25 protein-coding genes and 1 other RNA gene are annotated in these 25,998 nt (G+C 65.4%); 12 read left to right on the forward strand and 14 right to left on the reverse strand.

The genetic code is table 11. From position 1 onward, the window contains the following. Positions 1 to 136: 136 nt before the first annotated feature. The 5 genes from pal to tolQ all read right to left on the reverse strand — a co-directional run bounded on the left by pal (position 137) and on the right by tolQ (position 4,453). Complete coding sequence (gene pal / locus AC3A4H_RS17930) at positions 137 to 643, reverse strand: peptidoglycan-associated lipoprotein Pal (protein ID WP_487767922.1); 507 nt, start codon at positions 641 to 643, stop codon at positions 137 to 139. A gap of 203 nt (positions 644 to 846) precedes the next feature. Then, positions 847 to 2,139: a Tol-Pal system beta propeller repeat protein TolB gene (gene tolB, locus AC3A4H_RS17935; protein ID WP_487768103.1), complete on the reverse strand. Its 1,293-nt coding sequence runs from the start codon at positions 2,137 to 2,139 to the stop codon at positions 847 to 849. Between the two features lie 58 nt (positions 2,140 to 2,197). After that, positions 2,198 to 3,262, reverse strand: coding sequence for a hypothetical protein (locus AC3A4H_RS17940; protein WP_487767923.1), 1,065 nt, complete (start codon positions 3,260 to 3,262; stop codon positions 2,198 to 2,200). A 4-nt stretch (positions 3,263 to 3,266) separates the two neighbouring features. Further along, positions 3,267 to 3,728, reverse strand: a complete 462-nt coding sequence (gene tolR, locus AC3A4H_RS17945; RefSeq protein ID WP_487767924.1) for a protein TolR — start codon at positions 3,726 to 3,728, stop codon at positions 3,267 to 3,269. Between the two features lie 14 nt (positions 3,729 to 3,742). Beyond that, positions 3,743 to 4,453, reverse strand: a complete 711-nt coding sequence (gene tolQ, locus AC3A4H_RS17950; protein WP_348778952.1) for a protein TolQ — start codon at positions 4,451 to 4,453, stop codon at positions 3,743 to 3,745. A 335-nt stretch (positions 4,454 to 4,788) separates the two neighbouring features. On the opposite strand from tolQ, the gene ssrS reads away from it, so the two are divergent. The 7 genes from ssrS to AC3A4H_RS17985 all read left to right on the forward strand — a co-directional run bounded on the left by ssrS (position 4,789) and on the right by AC3A4H_RS17985 (position 9,767). Next, positions 4,789 to 4,945, forward strand: a non-coding RNA gene (ssrS, locus tag AC3A4H_RS17955) — 6S RNA. A 136-nt stretch (positions 4,946 to 5,081) separates the two neighbouring features. After that, the gene (locus AC3A4H_RS17960; protein WP_487767925.1) at positions 5,082 to 5,657 is read left to right on the forward strand and encodes a 5-formyltetrahydrofolate cyclo-ligase; all 576 of its coding nucleotides are present in this window, start codon (positions 5,082 to 5,084) and stop codon (positions 5,655 to 5,657) included. 92 nt (positions 5,658 to 5,749) lie between these two features. Beyond that, positions 5,750 to 6,571, forward strand: coding sequence for a TIGR00282 family metallophosphoesterase (locus AC3A4H_RS17965; protein ID WP_348778954.1), 822 nt, complete (start codon positions 5,750 to 5,752; stop codon positions 6,569 to 6,571). A gap of 70 nt (positions 6,572 to 6,641) precedes the next feature. Next, positions 6,642 to 7,409, forward strand: coding sequence for a TerC family protein (locus AC3A4H_RS17970; protein WP_487767926.1), 768 nt, complete (start codon positions 6,642 to 6,644; stop codon positions 7,407 to 7,409). A 112-nt stretch (positions 7,410 to 7,521) separates the two neighbouring features. Continuing rightward, positions 7,522 to 8,271 carry a YebC/PmpR family DNA-binding transcriptional regulator gene (locus AC3A4H_RS17975; protein WP_348778956.1) on the forward strand — a complete coding sequence of 250 codons (750 nt, stop codon included), beginning with the start codon at positions 7,522 to 7,524 and terminating at the stop codon, positions 8,269 to 8,271. Then, positions 8,268 to 8,573 (forward strand): Rdx family protein, encoded by a 306-nt coding sequence (locus AC3A4H_RS17980; RefSeq protein WP_487767927.1) that lies wholly within the window; start codon positions 8,268 to 8,270, stop codon positions 8,571 to 8,573. Before AC3A4H_RS17975 ends, AC3A4H_RS17980 begins: the two co-directional genes overlap by 4 nt. Positions 8,574 to 8,687: 114 nt before the next feature. Then, positions 8,688 to 9,767, forward strand: a complete 1,080-nt coding sequence (locus tag AC3A4H_RS17985; protein WP_487767928.1) for a D-alanine--D-alanine ligase family protein — start codon at positions 8,688 to 8,690, stop codon at positions 9,765 to 9,767. Positions 9,768 to 9,835: 68 nt separating this feature from the next. On the opposite strand, the gene rpmE is transcribed toward AC3A4H_RS17985, so the two are convergent. Continuing rightward, a complete protein-coding gene (gene rpmE, locus AC3A4H_RS17990; protein ID WP_348778959.1) occupies positions 9,836 to 10,057 on the reverse strand; it encodes a 50S ribosomal protein L31 in 222 nt (73 codons plus the stop codon). Positions 10,058 to 10,247: 190 nt separating this feature from the next. On the opposite strand from rpmE, the gene AC3A4H_RS17995 reads away from it, so the two are divergent. Beyond that, positions 10,248 to 12,050, forward strand: a complete 1,803-nt coding sequence (locus AC3A4H_RS17995) for an ABC transporter transmembrane domain-containing protein (protein ID WP_487768104.1) — start codon at positions 10,248 to 10,250, stop codon at positions 12,048 to 12,050. Here the strand turns inward: AC3A4H_RS17995 and AC3A4H_RS18000 are convergent, their stop codons facing one another. The 8 genes from AC3A4H_RS18000 to AC3A4H_RS18035 all read right to left on the reverse strand — a co-directional run bounded on the left by AC3A4H_RS18000 (position 12,051) and on the right by AC3A4H_RS18035 (position 21,262). Continuing rightward, positions 12,051 to 13,706, reverse strand: a complete 1,656-nt coding sequence (locus tag AC3A4H_RS18000) for an FAD-binding dehydrogenase (protein ID WP_487767929.1) — start codon at positions 13,704 to 13,706, stop codon at positions 12,051 to 12,053. It abuts the gene before it with no gap. Positions 13,707 to 14,034: 328 nt separating this feature from the next. Continuing rightward, on the reverse strand, positions 14,035 to 15,519 hold the full coding sequence (locus AC3A4H_RS18005) for a carboxypeptidase M32 (protein WP_487767930.1): 1,485 nt from the start codon (positions 15,517 to 15,519) through the stop codon (positions 14,035 to 14,037). Between the two features lie 85 nt (positions 15,520 to 15,604). After that, positions 15,605 to 16,633 (reverse strand): peptidoglycan -binding protein, encoded by a 1,029-nt coding sequence (locus AC3A4H_RS18010; protein ID WP_348778962.1) that lies wholly within the window; start codon positions 16,631 to 16,633, stop codon positions 15,605 to 15,607. Between the two features lies 1 nt (position 16,634). Then, positions 16,635 to 17,660, reverse strand: a complete 1,026-nt coding sequence (locus tag AC3A4H_RS18015; protein WP_487767931.1) for a MotA/TolQ/ExbB proton channel family protein — start codon at positions 17,658 to 17,660, stop codon at positions 16,635 to 16,637. A gap of 300 nt (positions 17,661 to 17,960) precedes the next feature. Then, a complete protein-coding gene (locus AC3A4H_RS18020) occupies positions 17,961 to 18,761 on the reverse strand; it encodes an inositol monophosphatase family protein (protein WP_487767932.1) in 801 nt (266 codons plus the stop codon). A gap of 23 nt (positions 18,762 to 18,784) precedes the next feature. Next, entirely contained in the window at positions 18,785 to 19,351 is a 567-nt protein-coding gene (gene efp / locus AC3A4H_RS18025) for an elongation factor P (RefSeq protein ID WP_348778965.1), read from the reverse strand. Between the two features lie 160 nt (positions 19,352 to 19,511). Next, positions 19,512 to 20,582 carry an SEL1-like repeat protein gene (locus tag AC3A4H_RS18030; protein ID WP_487767933.1) on the reverse strand — a complete coding sequence of 357 codons (1,071 nt, stop codon included), beginning with the start codon at positions 20,580 to 20,582 and terminating at the stop codon, positions 19,512 to 19,514. An 11-nt stretch (positions 20,583 to 20,593) separates the two neighbouring features. Next, the gene (locus tag AC3A4H_RS18035) at positions 20,594 to 21,262 is read right to left on the reverse strand and encodes a thiamine phosphate synthase (RefSeq protein WP_487768105.1); all 669 of its coding nucleotides are present in this window, start codon (positions 21,260 to 21,262) and stop codon (positions 20,594 to 20,596) included. 266 nt (positions 21,263 to 21,528) lie between these two features. Here AC3A4H_RS18035 and AC3A4H_RS18040 point away from each other — a divergent pair, with 266 nt between their 5' ends. The 4 genes from AC3A4H_RS18040 to rcdA all read left to right on the forward strand — a co-directional run bounded on the left by AC3A4H_RS18040 (position 21,529) and on the right by rcdA (position 25,946). Continuing rightward, complete coding sequence (locus tag AC3A4H_RS18040; protein ID WP_487767934.1) at positions 21,529 to 22,728, forward strand: OpgC family protein; 1,200 nt, start codon at positions 21,529 to 21,531, stop codon at positions 22,726 to 22,728. 122 nt (positions 22,729 to 22,850) lie between these two features. After that, positions 22,851 to 24,491, forward strand: a complete 1,641-nt coding sequence (locus AC3A4H_RS18045; RefSeq protein ID WP_487767935.1) for an acyl-CoA synthetase — start codon at positions 22,851 to 22,853, stop codon at positions 24,489 to 24,491. Between the two features lie 174 nt (positions 24,492 to 24,665). Next, the gene (locus AC3A4H_RS18050; protein WP_348778969.1) at positions 24,666 to 25,067 is read left to right on the forward strand and encodes a hypothetical protein; all 402 of its coding nucleotides are present in this window, start codon (positions 24,666 to 24,668) and stop codon (positions 25,065 to 25,067) included. Positions 25,068 to 25,409: 342 nt separating this feature from the next. Beyond that, complete coding sequence (rcdA, locus tag AC3A4H_RS18055; RefSeq protein WP_487767936.1) at positions 25,410 to 25,946, forward strand: protease adaptor protein RcdA; 537 nt, start codon at positions 25,410 to 25,412, stop codon at positions 25,944 to 25,946. The last annotated feature ends 52 nt before the right edge of the window (positions 25,947 to 25,998 follow it).

Consider the following 25,998-nt stretch of genomic DNA (forward strand, 5'->3'; position numbering starts at 1 on the left):
GGGAAATGCCAATACGCGGGTGTCGCGTGCCGTCTTTTATCAGTGTGCGAGACTTCGGCCAAATTTTGATTGCGGCGCAAGACGAAAAAAGGCGACCGCAAGGGCCGCCTTCTGTGATGCATTGTTGCAACAGCGCTTAGCTGCCGGCGCCGCCCAGCGTGGTCACGGCACGGCGGTTCTGCGACCAGCAAGAGATGTCGTCGCACACGGCCACCGGACGTTCCTTGCCATAGGTGATGGTGCGGATGCGATTGGCCGCGACACCGCGCGAAACGAGGTAGTCGCGGGTGGCGGCGGCGCGGCGGGCACCCAGCGCCAGGTTGTATTCGCGCGTGCCGCGCTCGTCGGCATGGCCTTCGACCACGATCGCGTAGTTGCCGTACTTGTTCAGCCACTGCGCCTGACGGGTCAGGATGCCCTGCGCGTCGGCGCGGATGGAAGTGGAGTCAGTGTCGAAGAAAATGCGGTCGCCGACATTCACGGTGAAGTCCTGGGCCGAGCCCGGGGTGGCCGCGCCCGCACCGCCCAGGCCGAGGTCAGCGGCGCTGTTCGGGGTTTTCTTCGATGCGCAGCCGGCGAGCGCCAGCGACGCCATGAGGGCGATGGTCACGGGGTTGGTTGCAAGTTTCGCGATGCGGCGCATCCCGCCTCTCCTTCGCATTCGAGTGATTTCGTTGATCGACCAGTAACCACGTTGCGGTTAACCGGCGTACAAGAGTTATGGTTAACGTTTGGTTTAGGCCGCCCGTCCGCAGCCATGAGGCCTATGTTCGTGTCTTCCGCACCCTAGGCCGAAATGCGGCGGAAACGCGGCGTTCGGGTGAACGCCGCGCCTCGGAAAGGCAGCTATTCCAGCAGCGGCGACCAGGCCGGGTCGGAGGCGAAGTTCGCCGTCGGCACCGGCTGCTCGTTGCGGCCGGTCAGGTCGATGGAGTAGAGGCGCGCTCCGCCCGAGCCGGCGGCCTCGCGGAAGAACATCAGCACGCGGCCGTTCGGCGCCCAGGTCGGGCCTTCCTGCTGGAAGCCGCTGGTCAGGATGCGCTCGCCCGAGCCGTCGGTGCGCATCACGCCGATCTGGAACTGGCCGCCCGACTGCTTGGTGAAGGCGATCAGGTCGCCGCGCGGCGACCACACCGGCGTGGAGTAGCTGCCCTCGCCGAACGAAATGCGGGTCTGGCCCGAGCCGTCGGCATTCATCACATAGATCTGCGGCCGGCCGCCCCGGTCGGAGGTGAAGACGATCTTCGAGCCATCCGGCGAATAGGAGGGCGAGGTGTCGATGGAGTTGGAGTTGGTCAGGCGCGTGGTGGTGCGGCTGCGCAGATCCATCGAGAAGACGTTGGAATTGCCGTCGTCGCGCAGCAGGCTCATGATCACGCGCTGGCCGTCGGGCGAGAAGCGCGGCGCGAACGTCATGCCGGGGAAGTTGCCCACCAGTTCGCGCTGGCCGGTCTCAATCTGCAGCAGGTAGACCTGCGGCTGGCCGCTTTCGTAGGACATGTAGGTGATTTCCTGGCGCGTCGGCGAGAAGCGCGGCGTCATGGCGATCGAGCGGCCGTCCGACAGGTAGCGCACATTGGCGCCGTCCTGGTCCATGATGGCCAGGCGCCGCTTGCGCTGGGTCTTGGGGCCGGATTCGTCGATGAAGACGATGCGGGTGTCGAAATAGCCCTTCTCGCCGGTCAGCCGCTCATAGATGGCGTCGGCGATGATGTGGGCCACGCGGCGCGAATTGGCCTTGGAGGAGAAGAACTGCTCGCCCGCCAACTGCTGGCCGGCAAACGTGTCCCAGAGGCGGAACTGCGCGCGCAGGCGGCCGTCGGCCTCCTGGGTCACGCGGCCGGTAACCAGCGCCTGCGCGTTGATGACCTTCCAGTCCTCGAAGCGCGGCGCGGCGTCCGGATTGGAGATCTTCTCGATGAAGGCGCGCTTGTCGATCGGCGCAAACAGGCCCGAACGCTTCAGGTCGGCGGCGACGATGCTGGAGATTTCAGCGCCGATGCCGTCGCCCGACAGGAAGTCGGTGATGGCGATGGGCAGGGGCTCGACGTTGCCCTTGTTGACATCGATTTCCACCAGCGCGCGCGCCGGCAGCGTCGCAAAGGTGCTCATGCCGGCGGCCAGCGCCCCCATGAGCATGATCGTTTTGAAGAAATTCTTCATGAAGCTCGGCCTCTTTGGTCCAATTTGCGGATGGTCAGAACATCTCGCTCGGGTCGAAATTGACGATGACGTCCGCCCAGGCGTCGTATTTGTCGGCGGGCAGGTTGTAGGGTGAGCACTTCAGCACTGCGCGGCGCGCCGACTCGGCCGCGGCGCGCTCGACGCCGCTTGAACCGCCGCCGGAAATGACTTCTGCGCCGCCGTCGACTGCGCCGCTGCGGTCCAGCTTGAACTTCACCGACACGCGCAGGTTCTGCGCGTCGAGGGCACCCGCGGGAATGTTCCAGCAGCGCTGGATCTGCCCGCGCAGCGCATCCATCTCGCTCTGCGAGAGCTTGGCGCCGTTGTTGTTGCTCCTGTCGCCGCCCAGCGAAGCTTGCTCGTTCGAGCGCTTGGCGCCGCCGCCGGCCGCCTTCTCCTTGCTGAGAAGAGCGGCGATCTCGTCGGAGTTGAACGACTTCTCGTCCGACTTCTGGGCGGCGGAAGCCGGCTTGGTCGGCTTCTCGGGTTCCTTGCGGTCGGGCGTCTTCGCTGCCGGGGGCTTCTCCGGCTGCGGCTTCGCCGCTGGTGCGGGCGCCGACTTGGGCAGCTGCATGGCCTCGGCGTTGGGGCTTTCCGCGGCGATGGCCTCGGCCACCTGGTCGGGTTTTTCCTCCTGCTTGGGCTGCGGCTGCGGCTCCGCTTCCTTCACCGGCGTCGGCTCCGGCTTCGGCTCGGGCTGTTTCACCGGCTCGGGCTTGGGCTGTTCCACCGGCTTTTGCGTCGGCTCCGGCGAGGGCGGCGGCGCATCGGCCGATTCCACCGGCTTGGGCTTGGCCTCCGGCGTCGGCTTCTTGTCGGTGTCGATATTGTTTTCGCCCACCTTTTCCGCGTCGGGCACGATGTCGGGACGCTTGGTCGGCTTGGGCGCCGGCTTCTCGTTCATCGGCGCCTTCTTGTCGCCCTGCTGGATCTGGGTGATCGACTCGATGGGCACGATGTCGACGGGCAGGGACTCCACGTCCGTCACCTCGAAGGCGCGCGGCGCCGACAGCGTGAACAGGCCCAGCCCCAGCGCCGCAGCATGCAGAACAACCGATGTGGTGAGACCGGTTCTCATGCCCTTACTGGTTGTCCTGTTCCTGCAGGGTCACGAGGCCGAGATTCTTGTAGCCGGCGGCGGAGACGCGCGCCATCACCTTCATGACGGTGCCGTAGTCGGCGGTCTTGTCGCCGCGCACATAGATACGTTCGTCGTAGCCGGTCTTGGAGATCGCCTCCAGCTTGGCCACGATGTCGTCGAGCTCTATCTCGGTTTCCTGCAGATAGATCTGGCCCTGGTCGTTGACCGAGACGGTGATCGGCTGCGTCTCCGAATTCATGGCCTTGGCCTGGGTTTCGGGCAGGTCGATCGGCACGCCGACGGTGAGCAGCGGCGCCGCGACCATGAAGATGATGAGCAGCACCAGCATCACGTCGACGAACGGCGTGACGTTGATTTCGGATATCAGGCCGCCCTTGCCGCGGCCGCGCCTTCTGCCGCGTCCGCCTCGGCTCGATCCGCCTGCGCTTACAGACATTCCCATGATTGCTCGTCCCCTCAGCCCTTGTGGGCGACCTTCTCATCGATTTGGCGCGACAGTATGGCGGAGAACTCGTCGGCGAAGCCTTCCATGCGGGTGGCGAGCTTGCCGGCGTCGGATGAAAGCTTGTTGTAGGCGATGACCGCGGGGATGGCCGCGAGCAGGCCGATGGCGGTGGCCAGAAGCGCTTCCGCGATACCCGGCGCCACCACGGCCAGGTTGGTCGACTTCGAGCCGGCAATCGCCTGGAAGGAGGTCATGATGCCGACCACCGTGCCGAACAGGCCGATGAAGGGCGCGGCCGAGCCGATGGTTGCCAGGAAGCCGAGCTGGCTCTCCATGCGTTCCATCTCGCGGGTCAACGCCAGATCCATGGCCTTGTCGATGCGCGTCTGCAGGCCGAGAGGCGACTTGGCGCCCTTCTCGAAGCTCTTCTTCCATTCGCGCATAGCGGCGACGAAAATCGAGCCCATGCCGATCGTCTTGCGGTCGGAAAGGGTGCGGTAGAGCTCCTCCAGCGACTGACCCGACCAGAAGATCTGCTCGAAGCGGTTCAGCGCGCTGCGCATGCGCCCATAGCTGATGGTCTTGTCGATGACGATGGCCCAGGTCCAGATCGAAGCGCCGAGCAGGCCGAGCATGACCAGCTTCACAACCCAGCCGGCCTGCCAGAACAGCGCCCAGATGGATAGTTGTGCGCCCGGTTCGGCGAGTGCGATGTTTTCCATGTTCAGACAGTCCCTAAAATTTCCGGGCGTGGCTCGCGGCTAGCCCATGCGCATGATCCCATGTGGTCCGTTTGCGAAGCTTCCGGAATGTCCCCAAAATGCGCCGTTCGGGGCCTTTTCAGGGCGAAATTTGGTAAAAGGAAGGCGTCGAAAACACGCAATCTTCACCAGCTTCTTCATGGACTGTTATGGTTAAAGATGAGTTAGGAATAAGGCGGAGTTTCTTGCGCGCCTGTAGTTGACGGGGCTTGCCGGCACGCTGGTCGCAACCATCGGCGGCAATTCTCTTGCGCGCCCTCTGGCATCGGGACGCACCGCGGTTTATATTCCGTGTCGGCGGTCTGCGCCTCTCGGCAGGAGTAACATTTCCCCGGGGCCTTATCGATCCTTAAGGGAGCTGTCCCTGGGAAGACCCGTGGGTTTTCTCATACGGCGCCCACCTACTTTGTAGGTTCCCGGGATCGACTTCTCCACCGGTTGTGTGGATCGTCACTTCCCTTCCAACTCGTCTCTCGGGCAGCCCGATTTCGCGCCGCGTCGCGAAATTGTCGCTGCCGCGATGCTTCCCGAAACTGGTCTTTTCCATCCTGGCGCGGCATAAGGGCGCCAAAGCGGGGCAGGTAAAGCCGTGACGGAACTGAAGGCATTGAAGAAGCAATTGCGCGCCGAGGCGCTGGCCAGGCGCAACGCGCTGCCGGTCGAATGGCGCATCGAGGCATCGCTAGGCATGGTCGAGGCCGCCAAGTCCATTCCCGTAGAGCCGGGCACGATCGTCTCCGGCTTCTGGCCGATACGCTCCGAGGTCGACGTTCGCCCGCTGATGTTTGCCCTGCAGGAGAAGGGCGCGCGGCTCTGCCTGCCGGCAGTCCTCGACAAGACGACCATCGTCTTCCGCGAACTGTTGCGCGGCGCCGAGCTGGTGGAGACCGGGTTCGGCACCGCCGGACCGGGCGAGGACGCGCCGGTCCTCGACCCGGATGTGATGCTTATTCCGCTGGCCGCCTTCGACGCGCGCGGCCACCGCATCGGCTACGGCGCCGGCTATTATGACCGCGCCATCGCCCGCCTGCACGATAAGGGCCTGCAACCGCGCATGATCGGGGTTGCCTTCGACTGCCAGGAGGTGCCGCTGGTGCCGGACGAGCCGCACGACGTGATCATTCCCGAAATCCTTACAGAAAGCGGGTTGCGCCGCTTCGGTTGACCTCTGTAGAAGGGAGCGTCCGGCGGACTGCGACCAGGCAGCGATCGCGCTCGCGTCGGCGACGCTGGCATCGCTCGCAGGATCAGACTTTCATGAGACTACTCTTTCTCGGTGACATGGTCGGCAAGTCCGGCCGCACGGCGGTCTGGGAAAGGCTGCCCGGGCTGATCTCCGACTTCCGGCTCGATTTCGTCATCGTCAACGGCGAGAACGCCGCCGGCGGCTTCGGAATTACCGAGGAGATCTTTCGCGAGACGCTGAATGCCGGCGCCGATGTCGTGACCACCGGCAACCACGTCTGGGACCAGCGAGAGGCGCTGACCTTCGCACCGCGCGAGGATCGCTTCCTGCGCCCGGCCAACTTTCCGAAGGGCACGCCGGGGCGCGGCTCCGGCCTCTACATCGCCAGGAACGGCGCACGCGTGCTGGTTTCCAACATCATGGGCCGCGTCTTCATGCATCCCGAGCTCGACGATCCGTTCCAGGCCGCCGAGCGCGAGCTTGCCGCCTGCCCGCTCGGCGAGCAGGCCGACGCGGTCGTCATCGACTTCCATGCCGAGGCGACCAGCGAGAAGATGTGCTTTGCACATTTCGTAGACGGCCGCGCCAGCCTTGTCGTGGGCACGCACACCCACCAGCCCACCGCCGACCACCAGATCCTCAATGGCGGCACCGCCTATCTGACCGATGCCGGCATGTGCGGCGACTACGATTCCTCGCTCGGCATGGACAAGGAAGAGCCGCTCAACCGCTTCCTGTCCAAGGTGCCCAAGGGCCGCTTCGAGGCTGCAAACGGCCCGGCCACCATCTGTGGCGTTGGTGTCGAGATCTCGGACAGCACCGGTCTTGCCGAAAAGGTCGCGCCACTTCGGCTCGGGGCCCGGCTTGAAGAAACCGTGCCATCTTTCTGGTAGGCGGCGTTGAAGTAGGGCAGGTGCCTACCTACCTCTGCCGGACATTATCCGGACAGGGAACCCACCGCAGATGCCGATCATCGAGTTTCTGGCGCCGCACTTCGCCTTCTTGAGCGAACCGACGGCCTGGGCGGCCCTTGTCACGCTTATCGTGATGGAGGTGGTGCTCGGCATCGACAACCTGATCTTCATCTCGATCCTCACCAACAAGCTGCCGAAGGAACAGCAGTCGCGGGCGCGCCGGCTGGGCATCGGCGCAGCCCTGATCATGCGGCTGCTGCTGCTCGCCACCATCTCCTTCATCGTGCAGCTGACCACGCCGGTCTTGACCGCCTTCGGCCACGCCTTCTCATGGCGCGACATCATCCTGATCGCCGGTGGTCTGTTCCTGGTCTGGAAGGCCACGCGTGAAATCCACCAGGCCGTCGATCCGCACAGCGAAAACGAGCACGACATCGCCAGCGGCACGCTGAAGCTCAGCCTCGGGGCGGCGATTTTCCAGATCCTGCTGCTCGACCTGGTGTTCTCGGTGGACTCCATCATTACCGCCGTGGGCATGACCGACGAGATCGTCATCATGTACATCGCCGTCATCGCTGCCGTGACCGTGATGCTGGTGGCGGCCGATCCGCTGGCCAAGTTCATCGCAGCCAACCCCAGCATCGTCATGCTGGCGCTGGGCTTCCTCCTGATGATCGGCATGACGCTGATCGCCGATGGGATGGGCTTCCACGTGCCCAAGGGCTATATTTATGCAGCGATGGGTTTTTCGGCGCTGGTCGAGGCGCTCAACATGCTGGCGCGGCGGCGCCGCAGCGAAGGTGAGGGCGGCCAGTAGACAAAGTCGCCTTTGCTTGCCGCCGAAAAGCGGTCCGGCTGGACGTTTGGCGGCAATTTATTTATAAGCCGGCCCATTCCAGATAGCCGAATTCAACGACAGCAGGGGTTCCATGGCTGGCCATTCACAATTCAAGAACATCATGCACCGCAAGGGCCGCCAGGATGCGGCGCGGTCCAAGATGTTTTCCAAGCTCGCGCGCGAAATCACGGTTGCGGCCAAGCAGGGCCTGCCTGACCCGGCGATGAACCCGCGCCTCAGGCTGGCGATCCAGAACGCCAAGGCCGAGTCGATGCCGAAAGACAACATCCAGCGGGCCATCAACAAGGCTTCGGGCGGCGACGCCGAGAACTATGAGGAAGTGCGCTACGAGGGCTATGGCCCGGGCGGCATCGCCGTCATCGTCGAGGCGCTGACCGACAACCGCAACCGTTCCGCTTCCAATGTCCGCGCCGCCTTCACCAAGGCCGGCGGGGCGCTCGGCGAAACCGGCTCGGTAGCCTTCATGTGGGACCGCGTCGGCGAGATCGTCTACCCGGCCTCGGCCGGCAGCGCCGACAAGGTGATGGATGCGGCCATCGAGGCAGGTGCGGAAGACGTCCAGTCCGACGAGAACGGCCACACCATCCTCTGCGCCTTCGAGGACCTGGGCGATGTTTCCAAGGCGCTCGAAGCCTCGCTTGGTGAAGCGCAGTCGGTCAAGCCGATCTGGAAGCCGCAGAACAACATCCCGGTGGACGAGGATCGTGCCCAGTCCATCCTCAAGCTCATCGCCACCCTCGAGGACGACGACGACGTGCAGAACGTCTACGCCAATTTCGAGGTCGACGAAGCGACCCTCGCCAAGCTCAGCGCGGCATGACCACGCCTGCGCCGAAGGCCCGCATCGCCATCACCTACTGCACCCAGTGCATGTGGATGCTGCGTGCGGGCTGGCTGGCGCAGGAACTGCTCTCCACCTTCGGCACGGATATCGGCGAGGTGGCGCTGGTGCCGGGCACCGGCGGCATCTTCGAGATTTCGTGTAACGGCGAACTCGTCTGGGAGCGCAAGCGCGACGGCGGCTTCCCGGAAGCCAAGGTGCTCAAGCAGCGCGTTCGCGACATCATCGATCCCGAGCGCGATCTCGGCCATTCGGACCGCAAGGCAACCGACCCGGCCTGAATCCATCTGGATTTCAGTGGCAGGCCCAACCGCATCGCCACAGATAAGCGGCAATCGCCGTCCATTCGATATGCGCCCTGATTTCCAGGCGGCACTTCATCGAGGGAACCGAGCATGACATCGAGACCACGCGTTGCAGTTCTGTTCGGCGGGCGCTCTGCCGAGCATGAGGTTTCCATCCTTTCCGCAAGCAACGTGGTCAAGGCGATCGACGCAGCCAGTTACGAGGTGGTGCCGATCGGCATCGGCCGCGATGGCCGCTGGTTCCTGGCTTCTCTCGGCCCTGACGGCGCATTGCCCCAGGCGGTGCCCGGAAGCGGCACGGAGGTGAGCCTCCTGCCCGGCGGCAAGGGGCGGCTGGTCGCGGTGCCTGACGCTGGTGCACCATTCGAACTGCCGAAGATCGACGTGCTCTTTCCCGTCCTGCACGGGCCCTTCGGCGAGGATGGCACGGTGCAGGGCCTGGCCGAGGTTGCGGACGTGCCTTACGTCGGCTGCGGCGTGGCCGGCTCGGCCAACGCCATGGACAAGGACGCGGCCAAGCGGCTGATGAAGGAGGCCGGGCTGCCTGTGGCGCGTGGCGTGACCGTGCATGCCGGCGAGCGGCCTTCCTTCGAAGCCGTCAAGGCGCAGCTGGGCTTGCCGGTCTTCGTCAAGCCGGCGCGACAGGGCTCTTCGGTGGGCGTGAGCAAGGCCGAGACGGCCGCGCAGCTGCAAGCGGCGCTGGACCAGGCCTTCAGGCACGACCGCAAGGTGCTGATCGAAGAGTTCGTAGCGGGGCGCGAAATCGAGTTCGCCGTGCTCGAGCAGGCCGACGGCGCGCTGATGGTTTCGGTGCCGGGCGAGATCGTGCCGGCCGCGAGCCACGGCTTCTACACCTACGAGGCCAAATATGTCGACGCCGAAGGCGCTGCCCTGCGCATCCCCGCCGAGATGCCGCAGGCGGCGACGCGCGCGCTGCAGGAGATCGCCCGCAAGGCCTTCTTGGCGCTCGGTTGCGAGGGCATGGCGCGTGTCGATTTCTTCGTTCGCGCCGACGGCAGCGCGCTCGTCAACGAGGTCAACACCATCCCCGGCTTCACCAACATCAGCATGTATCCCAAGACGCTCGCCGCCAGCGGAATCGCCTATCCCGACCTCGTCGGCCGGCTGATCGAGCATGCCATGGCGCGCTGGCAGCGGCAGACCGCATGATCCCGAACCAATAAAAAAACCCGCCTCGAAGGCGGGTTTTTTTACAATCTCGGACTCGATGGCGCGGCTTAGATGCCGAGGCCTTCGTAGCGCTTCTTGAACTTCGACAGGCGGCCGCCGCGGTCGAGCAGCGTCTGCTGGCCCCCGGTCCAGGCCGGATGGGTCGACGGATCGATGTCGAGGTTCATCGTGTCGCCTTCCTTGCCCCAGGTCGAGCGCGTCTGGTATTCGGTGCCGTCAGTCATGACGACCTTGATGACGTGGTAGTCGGGATGGATATCGGCCTTCATCGCACTTTTCCTGCTTTTGGGCGCGGTTCGCGGCTTGCGCCTGCGGCGATGCGCCTCTTTTGAAAATTCAAAGCCGCAGCTATTGAGAGGCCGCGGCTTCTAAAACGGTCGGCGTGCCTATACATCAGGCAAATGCGAATCTCAAGGCCGCAGCGGCGGTTTCGCGCCGATGACCGAAAGGACGGACAAGATGGCTGAAACCGGGCGGACTGTGGAAAAGCAAACCCGTCGCTCAATCAAGCCGCTACGCAGCCTCTCTCCCTACCTCACGCGCTATCGCGGCCTCGTGGTGGGCGCCGGCGTGTCGCTGGTCATGGCCGCGGCCACCACGCTGACGCTGCCCATCGCCGTGCGGCGCATGATCGACCACGGCTTCTCCACCTCCGATTCGGGCTTCATCGCCAGCTATTTTTCCATGCTGGTGATCATGGCGGCATTGCTGGCGCTTGCCTCGGCCTGCCGCTACTATTTCGTCATCACGCTGGGCGAGCGGGTGGTGGCCGACATCCGCCGCGATGTCTTTGCCCATGTCACCCGGCTGTCGCCGGCCTTCTTCGACACCGCGCAGTCGGGCGAGATCGTGTCGCGGCTGACCGCCGACACCACCCAGGTGAAGTCGGCCGTCGGTGCCACGGCTTCCGTTGCGCTGCGCAACCTCATTCTCTGCTTCGGCGCCATCGGCATGATGGTGGTCACCAGCCCCAAGCTTTCCGGGCTGGTGCTGGCCGCCATCCCGGTCATCGTGCTGCCGCTGGTGGCCTTCGGCCGCTCGGTGCGCCGCAAGTCGCGCGCCGCCCAGGACACTCTTGCCGACGCCACGGCCTACGCCAGCGAGCAGATCGGCGCCATGCGCATTCTGCAGGCCTTTACCAACGAAAAGCTGGTGACGGGCCGCTTCGCTCGGGCCGTGGATATTTCCTTCGAGGCGGCGCGCTCGTCCATCCTTGCGCGCTCCTTCCTCACCTTCTTTGCCATCTTCACCATTTTCGCCTCCGTGGTGGCGGTGCTGTGGTTCGGCTCGCGCGACGTGCTGTCGGGCTCGATTTCTGCCGGCACGCTCGGCCAGTTCCTGCTCTACTCGGTCTTCGCAGCCGGCGCGCTCGGCGCCCTGTCGGAAGTGTGGGGCGACCTCAGCCAGGCGGCGGGTGCTGCCGAACGGCTCACGGAAATCCTCGCCGAAGAGCCGCAGATCATCGCGCCGGCCACATCCCTGGCATTGCCGGCAAAGGCCGAGGGCCGGGTCGAGTTCCGCGACGTCTCATTCGCCTATCCGGCGCGGCCCGACCGGCCGACTCTGCACAATGTCAGCTTTTCGATCCAGCCGGGCGAGACGGTCGCGATCGTCGGCCCTTCGGGGGCCGGCAAGAGCACCATCTTCTCGCTGATCCTGCGCTTCTACGATCCCCTTTCGGGCTCGGTGCTGATCGACGGCGTGGACGTCTCCAGGGCCGATCCGCAGGCGGTGCGTGGCCGCACGGCAATCGTGCCGCAGGACGTTACCGTGTTCGCCGCCACCGCTGGCGAGAACATCGCCTTCGGCCGGCCCGGCGCCTCACCGGAAGACATCCGGGCGGCGGCGCGCGATGCGCTGGCCGACGAGTTCATCGAAAAGCTCGAGAAAGGCTACGACACGCCTGTCGGCGAGCGCGGCGTCATGCTGTCGGGCGGCCAGCGCCAGCGCGTGGCGATCGCCCGCGCCATCCTGCGCGACGCGCCGATCCTGCTGCTCGATGAAGCCACCTCCGCGCTCGACGCGCAGAGCGAGACGGCGGTGCAGACCGCGCTGGAGCGGCTGATGCAGGGCCGCACCACAATCGTCATCGCTCATCGGCTCGCGACAGTGCTCAAGGCCGACCGCATCCTGGTCATGGATGGCGGTCGCATCGTCGAGGAAGGCACCCACGCCTCGCTGGTGCGCAAGGGCGGCGTCTATGCCGAGCTCGCCCGCCTGCAGTTCGAGACCGGCGCCACCGCCTTCCAGGCGGCGGAGTAGCTATCGCCCCGCCGCATGCCTCCCGGCGGCGCGGCCGGAAAATATGCAGCCGCCAAGGAACGTGCCTTCGAGCGCGTTGTAGCCGTGGTAGCCGCCGCCGCCGAAGCCGGCCACTTCGCCGGCCGCATAAAGGCCGGGGATCGGCTCGCCGGCGGCATCCAGCACCTGCGCGTTGAGATTGGTGTGCAGCCCGCCCAGTGTCTTGCGGGTGAGAATGTTGAGCCGCACCGCGATCAGCGGGCCGTTGGCCGGGTCGAGGATCTTGTGCGGCCTGGCCGTGCGCACCAGACGGTCGCCGAGATAGTTGCGCGCACCGCGAATGGCGGTCACCTGCGCATCCTTCGAGAACGGGTTGTCGATCTCGCGGTCGCGCGCCTCGATCTGGCCACGCAGACGGTCGTGGTCGATCAAGCTTTCGCCCGCCAGCGCGTTCATGCCGGCGACCAGGTCGCGAAGATTGTCGCGAACGACGAAATCCTCGCCATGCTGCTTGAAGGCTTCCACCGGCGGCGGCGCGCCGGCCCCGCGCCGGCTTTTCAGCACCGCGCGCCAACTCTTGGACGTAAAATCCGGGTTTTGCTCGGAGCCCGAAAGCGCGAATTCCTTCTTGACGATTTTTTGGGTGAGCACGAACCAGGAATAGTCGTAGCCGGTGGCCAAAATCGCCTTCAGCGTCGACAGCGTGTCGAAGCCGGGCAGGCAGGGCGCTGCCAGCCGGTTGCCGCGCGCGTCGAACCACAGCGATGACGGCCCGGGCAGGATGCGGATGCCGTGATTGGGCCAGATCGGTGCCCAGTTCTTCACGCCCTCCGTATAGTGCCACATGCGGTCGGCATTGATGACGGCAGCACCGGCGTCCTGCGCAACCGCTACCATGCGGCCGTCGACATGGTGCGGCACGCCGGCCACCATGTTCTGCGGCGGGGGCCCAAGGCGATCCCGCGGCCAGTTCTGCCGCACCAGCTCGAAATTGCCGCCGATGCCGCCGGAGGTGAGCAGCACGGCGCCGGCGCTGAACTCGAATTCGCCCACCACGCCTCGCCCGGACTTTTGGCCGCGCTCCACGGTGGACGGTTCGAGGATTTCGCCGGCAACGCCGGTGATCGTGCCGTTGGTCCTGATCAGTCGGCTGGCCTGATGTCGGAATTTCAGTTCTATCCTTCCTGCCGCCGTGTGTTCGCGCACGCGGCGCAAGAACGGTTCCAGCACGCCCGGACCGGTGCCCCAGGTGATGTGGAAGCGCGGAACGGAATTGCCGTGCCCGGTGGCCAGCGCGCCGCCGCGCTCGGCCCAGCCCACGACCGGAAACCAGCGCATGCCCTGCGCATGGAGCCAGGGGCGCATCTCGCCGGCCGCGAAGTCGATGAAGGCTTCGGCCACCTTGCGCGGCCAATGATCCTCCGGCCGGTCAAACTGCGCCGAGCCCAGCCAGTCCTGCAGCGCAAGCTCGCGGCTGTCCCTGATGCACATGCGCCGCTGTTCGGGACTGTCGACGAAGAACAACCCGCCCAGCGACCAGAAGGCCTGGCCGCCCAGCGAGTTTTCGCCCTCCTGCTCGAGGATAATCACCCGCTTGCCGGCATCCGCCAGCTCGGCCGCCGCCACCAGTCCGGCCAGCCCGCCGCCCACGACGATCGCATCCGCCTGCTCCGCCATCCTTTTGGTCTCCCTCACCTCACGGCCAGTTTCGGCGAAAGGCGGGGGAGATCAAGCAGGAAAATGGGGAGGGCATTTTCGCCGGCCAACGCGCGCAAGGCAGGGGACAATCGCATTGACCGGCCTTGTACCCCCACCCCTAACCCCTCCCCACAAGGGGGAGGGGGACGATCTCGTCATCACGGTCACCAAAAACGGTGGAGGTTGGTGCTGGAGGCTGTCCAACGAAGTTCCCCTCCCCCTTGTGGGGAGGGGTAGGGGTGGGGGTCCTTTCAAATGCGCGGAAACGCCAAGCGCCCGGAGGGTCTTCTTCGTCCCGATCGGGGGATCAAGCCCCGTAGCGCTGCTTGAGATGCTCCGTGAAATACTTCGCGTTCAGCTTCTCGCCGGTCGCGCGCTCAAGCAGTTCCGGCGTCGAATAGCGCGAGGCCTGCGACCAGATGTTGTCGCGCCGCCAGCCGTTCACCGTCTCGAAGTCGCCTCTGGCGATCTCGTCGTCCACCGACGGATGCTGCCGCGTCAGCGCCGCCCATTGCTGCGCCGCCATCATGGCGCCGAGCGTATAGGAGGGGAAATAGCCGAAGGCCGCGCTCGGCCAGTGCACGTCCTGCATCGGGCCGTCGGCCGGGTTGTCGATGGTGGAAAGGCCGAGATAGTCGCGCATCTTGGCGTCCCAGGCTTCCGGCAGGTCGACCGGACTCAGCTTGCCGCTCACCAGCTCCTGCTCCAGCTCGAAGCGCAGGATGACGTGCAGCGGATAGGTCACCTCGTCGGCGTCGACACGGATCAGGCCGGGCTCGACCCGGTGGACATGGGCGAGGATGTTGGCCTTGTTCCAGTGCTCGCCGAGATGTTCTTCCACCAGCGGCAGCCCCCAGTCCCAGAAGGCCGGGTTGCGGCCGAGCTGCTTTTCCACGAACAGGCTCTGGCTCTCGTGCACGGCCATGCCGCGCGCCTTGCCGAGCGGCCAGTGCGACCATTCCTGCGGCAGGTTCTGCTCGTAGAGTGCGTGGCCCGTCTCATGCAGCACGCCCATCAGCGACGACAGGAAATCGGTGGTCTTGTAGCGCGTGGTGATGCGCACGTCGGTCGGCACGCCGCCGCAGAACGGGTGGTGCGATACCGAGAGGCTGCCGCGCGTCAGGTCGAAGCCCACCGCCGCCATCATCGCAAGGCCCAGCTCGCGCTGCCGGTCGATCGGGTAGACGCCGGAAAGGGGTTTGAGCGGCGTTTTGGCCAGCCGCTGCGCCTGCACCTCCAGCGCTTCCGGCACGAAGCCCTTCAGGAAGCGCTTCAACTCGTCGAAAACCGCTGCGATGTCGGCTGCGCGGTTGCCGGGGTCATACTGCTCCATCAGCGCGTCATATGGCTGAAGGCCGAGCGCGTCGGCGCGCATGGCGGCTTCCTCGCGTGTCAGGGCGATCACGCCTTCCAACGCCGGCAGAAAACCCGCCCAGTCGTTCTTGGCGCGCAGGTCGCGCCACAGCTGCTCGCAGCGCATGCGCGCCACCGTCTGCCGCTCGACGAATTCGGAGGGCAGGCAGGTCATGTTGGTGTATTGCCGCTTGAATTCGCGCAGCGCCGACTGTTGGTCGGCGTCCAGCGCCTCGCCTTCGGCAGCGCCGATCCAGTCGGCGATCTCCGGCGCGGTCGCCTGGCGATGGTGCATGCCGGCAATCGCCGCGATCGCCTCTGCGCGCTTCTCGCCGCCGCCCACCGCCATGTGGGTCGCCTCGTCGGCGCCGAGAATGGCCAGCGCGTGTTCCAGCGCCTCAAGTTTGCGGCCGAGCTGGTCGAGTTTTGCGAATGACATGGTGCCTCCGGACTTTCTGGTGGTCGGAGAGGAACACCAACGCGCCGCAGCATGCAAGCCCTTCGCCAACCCGGGGCAGGGCGCCTCAGCGCTCCGTCAGCTTCAGCTCGATGCGGCGGTTGCGCGAGCGCGCCTCGTCGGTGCCGGCCGCATCCAGCGGCTGGTATTCGCCGAAGCCGGCGGCCACCAGCCGGTTGGCCGGCACGCCGTTCTCGATCAGGAATTTCACCACCGAGGTTGCGCGGGCGGACGAAAGCTCCCAGTTGTCGCGATAGCGTCCGGCGCCGGAAAGCGGCCGGTCGTCGGTGTGGCCGTCCACGCGCAGCACCCAGTTGATTTCGGGCGGTATTTCCTTCTGCAGGTCGATGATGGCGTCGGCCAGCTTCTTCATCTCGGTGCGGCCGGCATCGTTGATGACCTCGGAGCCGACCGGGAACAGCACTTCCGACTGGAAGACGAAGCGATCGCCGACGATGCGGATGTTCTCGCGGTCCGACAGGATTTCGCGCAGGCGGCCGAAGAAGTCGGAGCGATAGCGGTTCAGCTCCTGCACCCGCTGCGCCAGCGCCACGTTCAGCCGCTTTCCGAGATCGGCGATCTTGGTGTTGGATTCGCGGTCCTTGGCCTCGGAGGCTTCCAGTGCCTGTTCCAGCGCGCCGATCTGCTTGCGCAGCGCCGCGATCTGCTGGTTGAGCAGTTCGACCTGCGACAGCGCGCGCTGGCTGACCTGGCGCTGCTCGTCGAGTTCGCCGCTTAGCGACCCGATGCGCGCTTCGGCTGCCGCGCCGGCGCCCGAGCCCTGCGCAAGAAGCTGCTCCAGCCGGCTCTTTTCTGATTCCATCGCCGAAAGCGATGCCTGCAGGTTGGCCAGCGAATCCTGCGCGTCCTGGCTGTTGGATTTTTCCAGCGCCAGAAGCTGCGTCAGCTCGTTGATCTGCGAGTTGAGGCGGTTCAGCACCTCGTCCTTCCCGGTAATCTCGCGGCTGAGCAGGAACTGCGCCAGCACGAACACGGAAAGCAGGAACATGATGGCCAGGAGCAGCGTCGACAGCGCGTCGACGAAGCCCGGCCAGTAGTCGATGCGGCGGTCGCTGCGCCGGCGGCTCAGCGCCATGTCAGCTGTGCTCCCTCGTCTTCAAGGCTTCGGCGATCTTTTCCAGCGTCGCCCGCATTGCCTGCTGTTCCTGCGACTGCGCCTCCACCCAGTCGCGCATGATCTGCTGTTCGGAGCGCATGTTCTTGACCAGGCCGGAAATGCCGTCGGCCAGATTGGCCATGGCGGTGGCCACGCGCGGGCTGGAGCCGCCGCCTTCCTGAAGGCTGTGCAACCGCTCGGCCAGCACGCGCAGCTCTTCGGAAGAGCCGGCATGGACGGGCTCGGCCACGGTCTGGATGTCGGAGGAGAGGTCGGTGACCGAGGACAGCCAGTTTTCAAGCTCGGTGTAGAAGCGCGTCTGCGCCCGGCCCGATTGCAGATCGAGGAAGCCCAGCACCAGCGAGCCGGCGAGGCCGAACAGCGATGACGAGAAGGCCGTGCCCATGCCGGCCAACGGCGCGGCAAGGCCGGCCTTCAGCGCATCGAGCACGGCGGCGGTGTCGCCGCTGCCGGGGTCCAGCGACTGGATCGTGTCGCCGATCGAGCCGATCGTGTGCAACAGGCCCCAGAAGGTGCCGAGCAGGCCCAGAAACACCAGAAGCCCGATCAGATAGCGAGAGATGTCGCGGCTTTCGTCGAGGCGCGTGGCGATCGAGTCCAGCATCGTGCGCATCGAGTTGGTCGAGAGCGCGGTTGAGGACGAGCGGCCGAGCAGCGCCTTCATCGGCGCCAGCAGCACCGGCGTCGTGGTTTCCGAGCCGGCCCGGAAGGAGTTCACCCAGCGTACCTCACGAAACAGCCGCGTCACCTGCAGGAACGCCAGCAGGATGCCGATCAGGAGCACGCCCAGGATCAGCCCGTTCAGGCCGGGATTGGTCGCGAAGGCCGATGAAATCTGCCGGGTCAGGATCGCCGCGATGAAGGCGACGATGGCCAGGAACACCAGCATCGACAGGAGGAATACCTGCGGGCTCGACAGCTTGTGCGGGTCGTAGTTCGCCGCCTCGGCAGCTTCTCCCGTTCCGATTTGTCTCAGCAACGCCATGCGCACCCCGATTTTCCGATGGCTGGAGCTTTTCGGGCAGGCCGCGTCTCGCGCGTTCGCCTGCGCTCCAGGTCATCAGTCCTTGTGAACCGCCGGGATGATCGCACCCGCCGGGTCACCCGCCAAACTGCCTGTGACTCTAAACGGAAATGTGACGAAATTGAAAGCCGCTTCCTGCTCCGGGGCGAGGAAAGCGGCATTGCAGGCCTTCGGTCGTGGGCTGCGACGTCTCGAGGGCGGCGTTTCACCGCCATACGGTCGCGCGGACCGCATGTTCTGCCCGCCCGCGCCGCCGCAAGATCAGCGTGTCGTCACCGGCTTCTTCAGCGTCTTCAGCAGCGCGCGGTGGATCGCCTCGTTGCCGGCCACGATGGTGCCGTTGTCCAGCATGTTGCTGCCGCCCTGCTTGTCGGAGACGAAGCCGCCGGCCTCGCGGATCATCAGGATTCCTGCCGCCATGTCCCAGGGGGCCAGCGGCTCTTCCCAGAAGCCGTCGAGGCGACCGGCGGCGACATAGGCAAGGTCGAGGGCGGCGGCACCGATGCGGCGGATGCCCGCCGTCTCGCCCATCACATTGCGCAGCTCGACCAGGAAGTGGCCGTGATGGCCGCGCCCCAGATGCGGAATGCCGGTGCCGACCACCGCATCGGAAAGCTTGGTCCGGCCCGCCACCCTCAGGCGGCGGTCGTTGAGGAAGGCCCCGCCGCCGCGCTCGGCGGTGTAGAGCTCGTCCATCGCCGGATTGTAGATCACGCCCGCGACGATCTGGCCCTGCCGCTCGAGCGCGATGGAAATCGCGAACATCGGCAGGCCGTGCAGGAAGTTGGTGGTGCCGTCCAGCGGATCGATGATCCAGCGATGCTGGTCGTCCTCGCCTTCGACGACGCCGCGCTCCTCCATCAGGAAGGAGTAGCCGGGCCGCGCCCGCGACAACTCGGCGTGGATGATCTCCTCGGCCTTGCGGTCGGCCTGGCTGACATAATCGCCGGGGCCCTTCAGCGAGACCTGCAGGTTCTGCACCTCGCCGAAGTCGCGCGCCAGCGAGCGTCCGGCCTTCATCGCGGCCTGGACCATGACATTGAGAATCGCCGAACGCGCCATTTTTCCAGTCTCCGGCGCCGCGCTTAGTCTGCGCGGCGGATGTAGGTGATTTCGTTGGTGTCCACGATGATACGCTCGCCGGACTCGATGAAGGGCGGCACCAGAACACGAATGCCGTTCTCGAGCACGGCCGGCTTGTAGGACGAAGCGGCCGTCTGACCCTTCACCACCGGGTCGGCTTCCGTGATGGTGAGCGTCACCTGGTCGGGAAGAGCAATGCCGATCGGCTTTTCTTCATAGAGCTCGACGGTCACCATCATGCCGTCCTGCAGGAAGGCGGCGCGCTCGCCAACGAAATCCTTGTTGAGCTCGAGCTGCTCGTAGCTCTCGGTGTCCATGAACACCAGCGATTCGCCCTGCTCGTAGAGGAACGAAAAGTCCTTCTGCTCGAGCCGCACCTTCTCGACCGTCTCGGCCGAGCGGAAGCGCTCGTTGAGCTTGGTGCCGTTGATGAGGTTCTTCAGCTCGACCTGGTTGTAGGCGCCGCCCTTGCCGGGCTTCACGTGGTTGGTCTTGACCGCCACCCAAAGGCCACCGTCATGCTCGATGACGTTGCCGGGACGGATTTCATTGCCGTTGATCTTGGCCATAGGTGCACTGTTCCGGAAGTTTGCCCGCCCGATCGGCGGTTTCGGGGCTTCCAAGACCACAATTTGTGTGGAGAGGCAAGAGACAGGCACAAAAGTGGCGTGCCTGCCGATGCGTTTTCGATGCGATTGCGGCGGCTCGCCGGCCTGTCGATCGCAGTAATCAGCGCAGCCGGTTGGCCCGGTAGAGCGCCTGCTTCAGTTCCTCGTCCGTCAGCCCGTCCAGAAGGTCGTCCATGACCGGGTCGGTCAGCCCGGCGCGCCGCGCCAATATGTACCAGGCTGCCGCGGTGACGGTGTCGGGATCGGTGCCCAACCCGTTCATGTAGAGCTTGGCGAGCCGGTTCTGGGCCGCCACATTGCCGCCGGCGGCAGCACGCAGCATCCAGGAAAAACCGGCCTTTTCCTCGCGGGGGCCGCCGCGCCCGTTCACCATCCAGGTGCCGAGGTCGAGCTGTGCGGTGTCGTAGCCCTGGCGCGCGGCAAGCACCAGCCAGCGCCGGGCCTCGGCGTCATCGTGCTTCTTGCCGCCGACGCCATTGGCGTAGAGTTGAGACATGGCATATTGCGCGTCCGCCAAGCCGGCCTGCGCGGCGCGTTCGTAATAGACGGCGGCTTCCTCGAGCCCCTTGGCGCCTGCGTCGCGCGCCACCAGCATCTGCGCAAAGTTGAACTGCGCCAGCCGGTTGCCCGCTTCGGCCGCCGACTGCATCAGCGCAAAGGCGGCCTTGGGGTCCTTCTTGACGAGGCTGCCGTCGAGCAGCATCAGCGCATATTGGAACTGGGCTTCGGGAACACCCTGCTCGGCGGCCAGCCCGTACCACTTGGCCGCTTCCTTGTTGTTGCGCGCCACGCCCAGCCCGCGCGAGAGGATTTCGGCCACCAGCGTCTGCGCGGCAGCATTTCCGGCTTCCGCGCGCGTCATCGCCAGGTTGTAGGCCGTCTTGTAGAGGCCGCGCTGGAAGGCGCCGTAGGCCGGGTCGGTCTTGGCGCCTCCGAAGCGGTCCTGGTCCGGCTCGCTGCCGGTAGCCTTGCCGCCGAAACGCTGCGGGTCGAACGCGTCCGTAGGCGTCGGCAGCGGCGTCATGTCCTTCGGCGCCGGCGTCGTGGTGGGCAACGTCTTCTGTTCCGCCGGCGCGCCGGCGGTCTCCTGCGCCAGCGCGGCCGACGGGAACGCCGCCAGCATCAGTGCCAGGAAAAGCGTGGGGCGGGAGTATCTCGAAGCTGTCACCATCGGTTCCTCCGCTAATCGGACTCGACGAAGAAGCGCGGCGCGGTTTCGTCGAGCACGGCGTTGGCTTTCTCGATCGCCTGTTTCGGGTCGATGCCATCGCCGAAGACCGCGCTTGACAGCGCCACGAACTCGGCGCCGGTCGCGGCCACCGCTTCCACCGAGGCAATGTCGGAGCCCGCCATCACGATGCAGGGAATTTCGATCATTTCCGCCCACCAGCGCCCGAGCGCCAGGTTGCGGTTGTGCGGCTCGGGCTTGTTATCATAGCCGAAGCGGCCGAAGAACATGTAGTCGGGCCGCGCCTCGCCAAGTTCCAGCGCCTCGTCGCGCGTCTTGGCGCCGCCGGCGCCTACCATCATCTTCGCCTGGTGGCGCTCGATCGCCTCTTCCAGATCCTCCCGCCCGCATTCCAGGTGAATGCCGTCGGCGCCCACCCGCCCGGCAACGCGGGTGTCATCGGCAATTATCACCGCGATGCCCGCGTTCTGCGCCACGGGAACGATGCGCGCGGCAAAGGCCTGGAAAGCGGCTTCGTCGCGGCCGAAAGCCGGCACTATGAGCGAGGCGATGTCGCCGCCGGCTATCGCCTGGCGAAGCCGCGCTTCAAACTGCTCCGGCGTCTCGCCGGCGGGGGCGATCAGCACGATGCGGCAGCGGTTGGGCGTGGTGGCTTCGGTCATCATGGCGTTCCGGTGTTCAGGCCCCATGCAGGGCGATCATGGTTGGATTTTGGCATAATTGAAGACAGGCGGCTTGAACAGCCGGACATCTTGGCCTGCGGCCGTCGCCATTGTTTCAGGCTCTTAACCATTTTTGAGGGTACAAGCCCGAACCCCACCTTCTTATAGCCGTTTCTCCGTCTTAGAGCACAGCCCGAAATGGCATGCATCACCGCCAAGTGCGCTGGCTGTCGGAATTGTAACACGCATAAGGCTTCGTGGCGGCCATGACGACAACAGCACCTTCCAAGCGCGATACCCGCATCGACGTGTTCCGGGCGTTGGCGCTTCTGACGATCTTCGTCAACCACGTGCCGGGCACGATCTACGAGTATCTCACCCACAAGCACTTCGGTTTCTCCGACTCGGCCGAGGCCTTCGTGCTGATCTCGGGCATCGCCATCGGGCTTGCCTATGGCACCAAGTTCAAGCCCGGAAACCGCCTGCTGGTCACGATCAAGGCCTGGCGGCGCGCGGGCGTGCTCTATGTCACCCACATCATGACGACGATGGCGACGCTGGCGATCTTCGCCGGCGCGGCCATCTATTTTGCAAGGCCGGACCTCCTCACGCTGATCAACATCAAGGCCGTGATGGAAGACACGCCGCGCGCCCTGTTCGGCATCGTCACGCTCGGGCACCAGCTCGGCTATAACAACATCCTGTCGATGTATGCCGCGCTGCTCCTGATGATGCCGCTGTTCCTGGTGCTGAGCAATGTCAGCCTGCGGCTGACGGTTGCCGTGTCCGGCCTGATCTGGCTGGCCTGCGGCGTCTACAAGATCGCCCCCGTCAACTACCCGACCGCCGGCTATTGGTTCCTCAACCCGCTGTCCTGGCAGTTCCTGTTCGTCATCGGCTTTGCTGCCATGCTGCACGTCAAGCGCGGCGGCGACATCGCCTTCCGGCCTTGGTTGGCCGGCGCGGCCGCCGCCTATGCGCTGCTGGCGCTCGCCTGGGTGCGCGTGCCGCTCTGGGGCGTGGACATTTCCTTCGGCCTGCCGGCCGTGCTGACCGGCTTCGACAAGACGTTCCTGTCGCTGCCGCGTCTTGCCCACGTGCTGGCGCTCGCCTATCTGGTCGTCGCCATACCGGTGCTGTCGAATCTCGCTCGCACCCGCGCCGACAACCCGCTCGCCATCCTCGGCCGACATTCTTTGCCGATCTTCATCGCCGGCACGGTGCTCGCAATGATCGGCCAGGTCATGAAGACGGTGAGCCCCGGCGGCACGCTCTACGACACGGTGCTGCTTTCAACCGGCATCGCCCTGCAGTTCGCGCTGGCCTACTATCTCGACTGGCTGGCAAAGGCCCGCCGCGGCGCGGACAAGCCGTCGGCGACGACGGAAGCGCCAAGGTCGACCGCGCCGCGCCCGCTCGGCGGCAAGGTGCCGGCCGTGGCGGTCGCCCGCTCGCCGGAGCGTTAGTCCGGCCCAGCCGGCCGCCTGGCAGGTGGGCCGGCCGCTTTGCCGCAGGCGGGCTCAAGCCTGATGACGGCGCCCCATGCTGCCGCTAAAGTCTGCGGAGTTTATCGCTCTCGGGGGTCGTCATGGCCAGCATCTACGACAGCGGGCTAGACCGCAATCCTGCCAACCACCAGCCGCTGACGCCGCTGACCTATCTGGAGCGCGCGGCCGTCACCTATCCCAACCACCTCGCCGTTATCCATGGCGAGCAGCGGCTTAGCTATCGCGACTTCTGGCGCCGTTCGCGCCGGCTCGCCTCGGCACTCGCCAGCCGCGGCATCGGCAAGGGCGACACGGTCACGGTCATGCTCTCCAACACGCCGCCCATGCTGGAAGCGCATTTCGGCGTGCCGATGGTCAAGGCGGTGCTGCATTCGCTCAACACGCGGCTCGACGCCGCCATCATCGCCTTCCAACTCGACCATGCCGAAAGCAGGCTGGTCATCGTAGATCGCGAGTTCTCCGGCGTCATGCGAGAGGCCCTTGCGCTGGCCAGGGTACGGCCGCTGGTCATCGACTACGACGATCCCGACTATCCCGAAGATGCACCTTATCCAAAGGGCGAGCGCATCGGGTCGCTCGACTATGAGGAGTTCGTGTCGTCGGGCGATCCCGACTTCGCGTGGTCGATGCCAGACGACGAGTGGGACGCCATCGCGCTCAACTATACGTCCGGCACCACCGGCAACCCCAAGGGCGTCGTCTACCACCATCGGGGTGCGGCGCTGATGGCCTATTCCAACACCATCCATGCGGGCATGGGCAAGCACCCGGTCTATCTGTGGACGCTGCCGATGTTCCACTGCAATGGCTGGTGTTTCCCATGGACGCTCGCCGTGCAGGCCGGCACCCATGTCTGCCTGCGCTGGGTGCGGGCCAACGCCATCTACGACGCCATCGCCGACCACGGCGTGACGCATCTGTGCGGCGCGCCGATCGTTATGTCGGCGCTGATCAACGCCAGGGACGAGGACAAGCGCGACTTTCTGCAGACCGTCACATTCAACACCGCCGCAGCCCCGCCGCCCGAGGCGGTGCTGGCGGGCATGGCCGACGCCGGCTTCGCCGTCACCCACCTCTACGGCCTGACCGAGACCTATGGTCCCGCCGTGGTCAACGAATGGCATGACGAGTGGGACGCCCTGCCGACGGCGGAGCGGACGGCGAAGAAGGCCCGCCAGGGCGTGCGCTACGCCGCGCTCGAAGGGCTTGCCGTCATGGACCCGGACACGATGCAGCCCACGCCGGCCGACGGCAGCACCATCGGCGAGGTGATGTTCCGCGGCAACATCGTCATGAAGGGCTATCTGAAGAACGCGGCCGCCACCGAAGCGGCCTTCGCCGGCGGCTGGTTCCACTCGGGCGACCTCGGCGTCATGCACCCGGACGGCTACATCCAGCTCAAGGACCGCTCCAAGGACATCATCATCTCCGGCGGCGAGAACATCTCCTCCATCGAGGTGGAGGACGCGCTCTACAAGCATCCGGCGGTGGCGTCCTGCGCCGTGGTTGCCCGGCCCGACGAGAAATGGGGCGAGACGCCCGTGGCCTATGTCGAGCTGAAGCCCGGCCGCAGCGCCAGCGAGGAGGAGATCATCGCCCATTGCCGCACGCTGCTTGCCCGCTTCAAGGTGCCGAAGGCGATCATCTTCGCGGAAATCCCCAAGACCTCGACTGGAAAGATCCAGAAATTCCGGCTGCGGGAGATGGCCAGGACTGACTAGCCCGATGATGTGTCGCCGGGGAGCAGAGTTTTCCGCTCGGCGGCGCCGCGAAGTGTTGCATGCGGCTCTGTTCGGCGAATATTGCCTGTGCTAATTTACGCCCGTGCCGGGGATGATTTCTTCGGGCTATTGGCTGTTTCCCAATTGAGGGAAGCAAAGCGAGAGGGGGTAAATATGCAGGGCGTAGCACGCAATTTCTTCATGCTGGCGATCATCTACGCGGTCTGCGGGATGTTGCTTGGACTGGTCATGTCCATCAGCCAGGATCATACGCAAATGCCGGTGCACGCACACACAATGGTGGCGGGCTGGCTGATGTCGGCGGTGTTTGCCTTCTTCTACCATCTTTTCCCGGCGGCACGCGCCTCGCGGCTTGCGCCGGTGCATTTCTGGCTGACGACCGCCAGCGGCATCGTCCTGCTGGTGGGGCTCTTCTTCCTGCTGGCCGGCAACCCGGCCATCGAGCCGGTGGTGGCGCTGGGCTCGGTCGGCTTCTTCGCCGGCATGCTGCTGTTTGCCTGGATCGCGATACCGGCAACCCGCGCTTACCAGGTCCAGCCTGCTCCGGCAGAATGAGAAGGCGAGGCGTCCCTTTTTGAGACAAACGGGCCGGCAATGCCGGCCCGTTAACCCTCCATTAGGCATTATGGGTGTTAACTGTGGATGTCCAGTGATCTGGATTCTTACCGAGTGGCTGAGCCACTTCGTTTGACGCCTCCCTGTTAACTCCTGAGAGCCGCCTTCCAGCGGCTCTTTTTTTGTCTTCAGGCCGGGGTGCCGGCCGTTAACCTTCCATTAAACATAGGCTTGCGTTCAGGCTCCGGCGGGAGCATTTTCCACACTATTCACACGCAAGGCAGGCGACCGGGGGCGTCCGGATGTGCCACCAGAGCGGTTTGACTGTGGGGCGCAGAGGTTATGAAGAGCGAGCCTTCGATGGAAAGCGGCAAGACGATCAGGCTGGCGGAGCGCCGGGTTTTTTCGCACTCCTTCAAGCCGCTCTACGATGAGGGTATGGGGCTGGTCGAACAGACCGCCGAATATCTCGACGGCCAGGGCCGCATCGATGCCCGCAACCTGTCGCGCCTGGCAGCTACGCTCTATGCAGCCGAGTCGATGCGCCTCACCACGCGGTTGATGCAGGTCGCTTCCTGGCTCCTGCTCCAGCGCGCCGCCAATTCCGGCGAAATGACGCGCGACCAGGTCGCGGCCGAGAAGTCCAAGGTGCGGCTCGACACCGCCTCCGCCCGCGAGGACGCTGCCGGCTGGAGCGAACTGCCAGAGGCCTTCCAGGACCTGATCAACCGCTCGCTCAGCCTGCAGGCGCTGGTGCGGCGCATGGATGACGAGATTTACGGCGACCATTCCGCCTTTACGGCCAGTGCTGCGCTGCGCCGCAGCAATCCGGTCTCCGACCAGATCATGCTGCTCAACACCGCTTTCGCGCGGGGCTAGGGCGAGCTTCCCAGCCGGTATTCCCCGGCGTCGTTTCCGGTTTGTTCACAAA

It is taken from the genome of Pseudaminobacter sp. Soil_N_29 (assembly GCF_057656055.1).

Excerpts from the sequence above, each read along its gene's own strand:
- pal (WP_487767922.1), bottom strand. The coding sequence starts at position 643 with ATGCGCCGCATCGCGAAACTTGCAACCAACCCCGTGACCATCGCCCTC.
- tolB (WP_487768103.1), bottom strand. The coding sequence starts at position 2,139 with ATGCTCATGGGGGCGCTGGCCGCCGGCATGAGCACCTTTGCGACGCTG.
- AC3A4H_RS17940 (WP_487767923.1), bottom strand. The coding sequence starts at position 3,262 with ATGAGAACCGGTCTCACCACATCGGTTGTTCTGCATGCTGCGGCGCTG.
- tolR (WP_487767924.1), bottom strand. The coding sequence starts at position 3,728 with ATGGGAATGTCTGTAAGCGCAGGCGGATCGAGCCGAGGCGGACGCGGC.
- tolQ (WP_348778952.1), bottom strand. The coding sequence starts at position 4,453 with ATGGAAAACATCGCACTCGCCGAACCGGGCGCACAACTATCCATCTGG.
- AC3A4H_RS17965 (WP_348778954.1), top strand. The coding sequence starts at position 5,750 with ATGAGACTACTCTTTCTCGGTGACATGGTCGGCAAGTCCGGCCGCACG.
- AC3A4H_RS17970 (WP_487767926.1), top strand. The coding sequence starts at position 6,642 with ATGCCGATCATCGAGTTTCTGGCGCCGCACTTCGCCTTCTTGAGCGAA.
- AC3A4H_RS17975 (WP_348778956.1), top strand. The coding sequence starts at position 7,522 with ATGGCTGGCCATTCACAATTCAAGAACATCATGCACCGCAAGGGCCGC.
- AC3A4H_RS17980 (WP_487767927.1), top strand. The coding sequence starts at position 8,268 with ATGACCACGCCTGCGCCGAAGGCCCGCATCGCCATCACCTACTGCACC.
- AC3A4H_RS17985 (WP_487767928.1), top strand. The coding sequence starts at position 8,688 with ATGACATCGAGACCACGCGTTGCAGTTCTGTTCGGCGGGCGCTCTGCC.
- rpmE (WP_348778959.1), bottom strand. The coding sequence starts at position 10,057 with ATGAAGGCCGATATCCATCCCGACTACCACGTCATCAAGGTCGTCATG.
- AC3A4H_RS17995 (WP_487768104.1), top strand. The coding sequence starts at position 10,248 with ATGGCTGAAACCGGGCGGACTGTGGAAAAGCAAACCCGTCGCTCAATC.
- AC3A4H_RS18000 (WP_487767929.1), bottom strand. The coding sequence starts at position 13,706 with ATGGCGGAGCAGGCGGATGCGATCGTCGTGGGCGGCGGGCTGGCCGGA.
- AC3A4H_RS18005 (WP_487767930.1), bottom strand. The coding sequence starts at position 15,519 with ATGTCATTCGCAAAACTCGACCAGCTCGGCCGCAAACTTGAGGCGCTG.
- AC3A4H_RS18010 (WP_348778962.1), bottom strand. The coding sequence starts at position 16,633 with ATGGCGCTGAGCCGCCGGCGCAGCGACCGCCGCATCGACTACTGGCCG.
- AC3A4H_RS18015 (WP_487767931.1), bottom strand. The coding sequence starts at position 17,660 with ATGGCGTTGCTGAGACAAATCGGAACGGGAGAAGCTGCCGAGGCGGCG.
- AC3A4H_RS18020 (WP_487767932.1), bottom strand. The coding sequence starts at position 18,761 with ATGGCGCGTTCGGCGATTCTCAATGTCATGGTCCAGGCCGCGATGAAG.
- efp (WP_348778965.1), bottom strand. The coding sequence starts at position 19,351 with ATGGCCAAGATCAACGGCAATGAAATCCGTCCCGGCAACGTCATCGAG.
- AC3A4H_RS18030 (WP_487767933.1), bottom strand. The coding sequence starts at position 20,582 with ATGGTGACAGCTTCGAGATACTCCCGCCCCACGCTTTTCCTGGCACTG.
- AC3A4H_RS18035 (WP_487768105.1), bottom strand. The coding sequence starts at position 21,262 with ATGACCGAAGCCACCACGCCCAACCGCTGCCGCATCGTGCTGATCGCC.
- AC3A4H_RS18040 (WP_487767934.1), top strand. The coding sequence starts at position 21,529 with ATGACGACAACAGCACCTTCCAAGCGCGATACCCGCATCGACGTGTTC.
- AC3A4H_RS18045 (WP_487767935.1), top strand. The coding sequence starts at position 22,851 with ATGGCCAGCATCTACGACAGCGGGCTAGACCGCAATCCTGCCAACCAC.
- AC3A4H_RS18050 (WP_348778969.1), top strand. The coding sequence starts at position 24,666 with ATGCAGGGCGTAGCACGCAATTTCTTCATGCTGGCGATCATCTACGCG.
- rcdA (WP_487767936.1), top strand. The coding sequence starts at position 25,410 with ATGAAGAGCGAGCCTTCGATGGAAAGCGGCAAGACGATCAGGCTGGCG.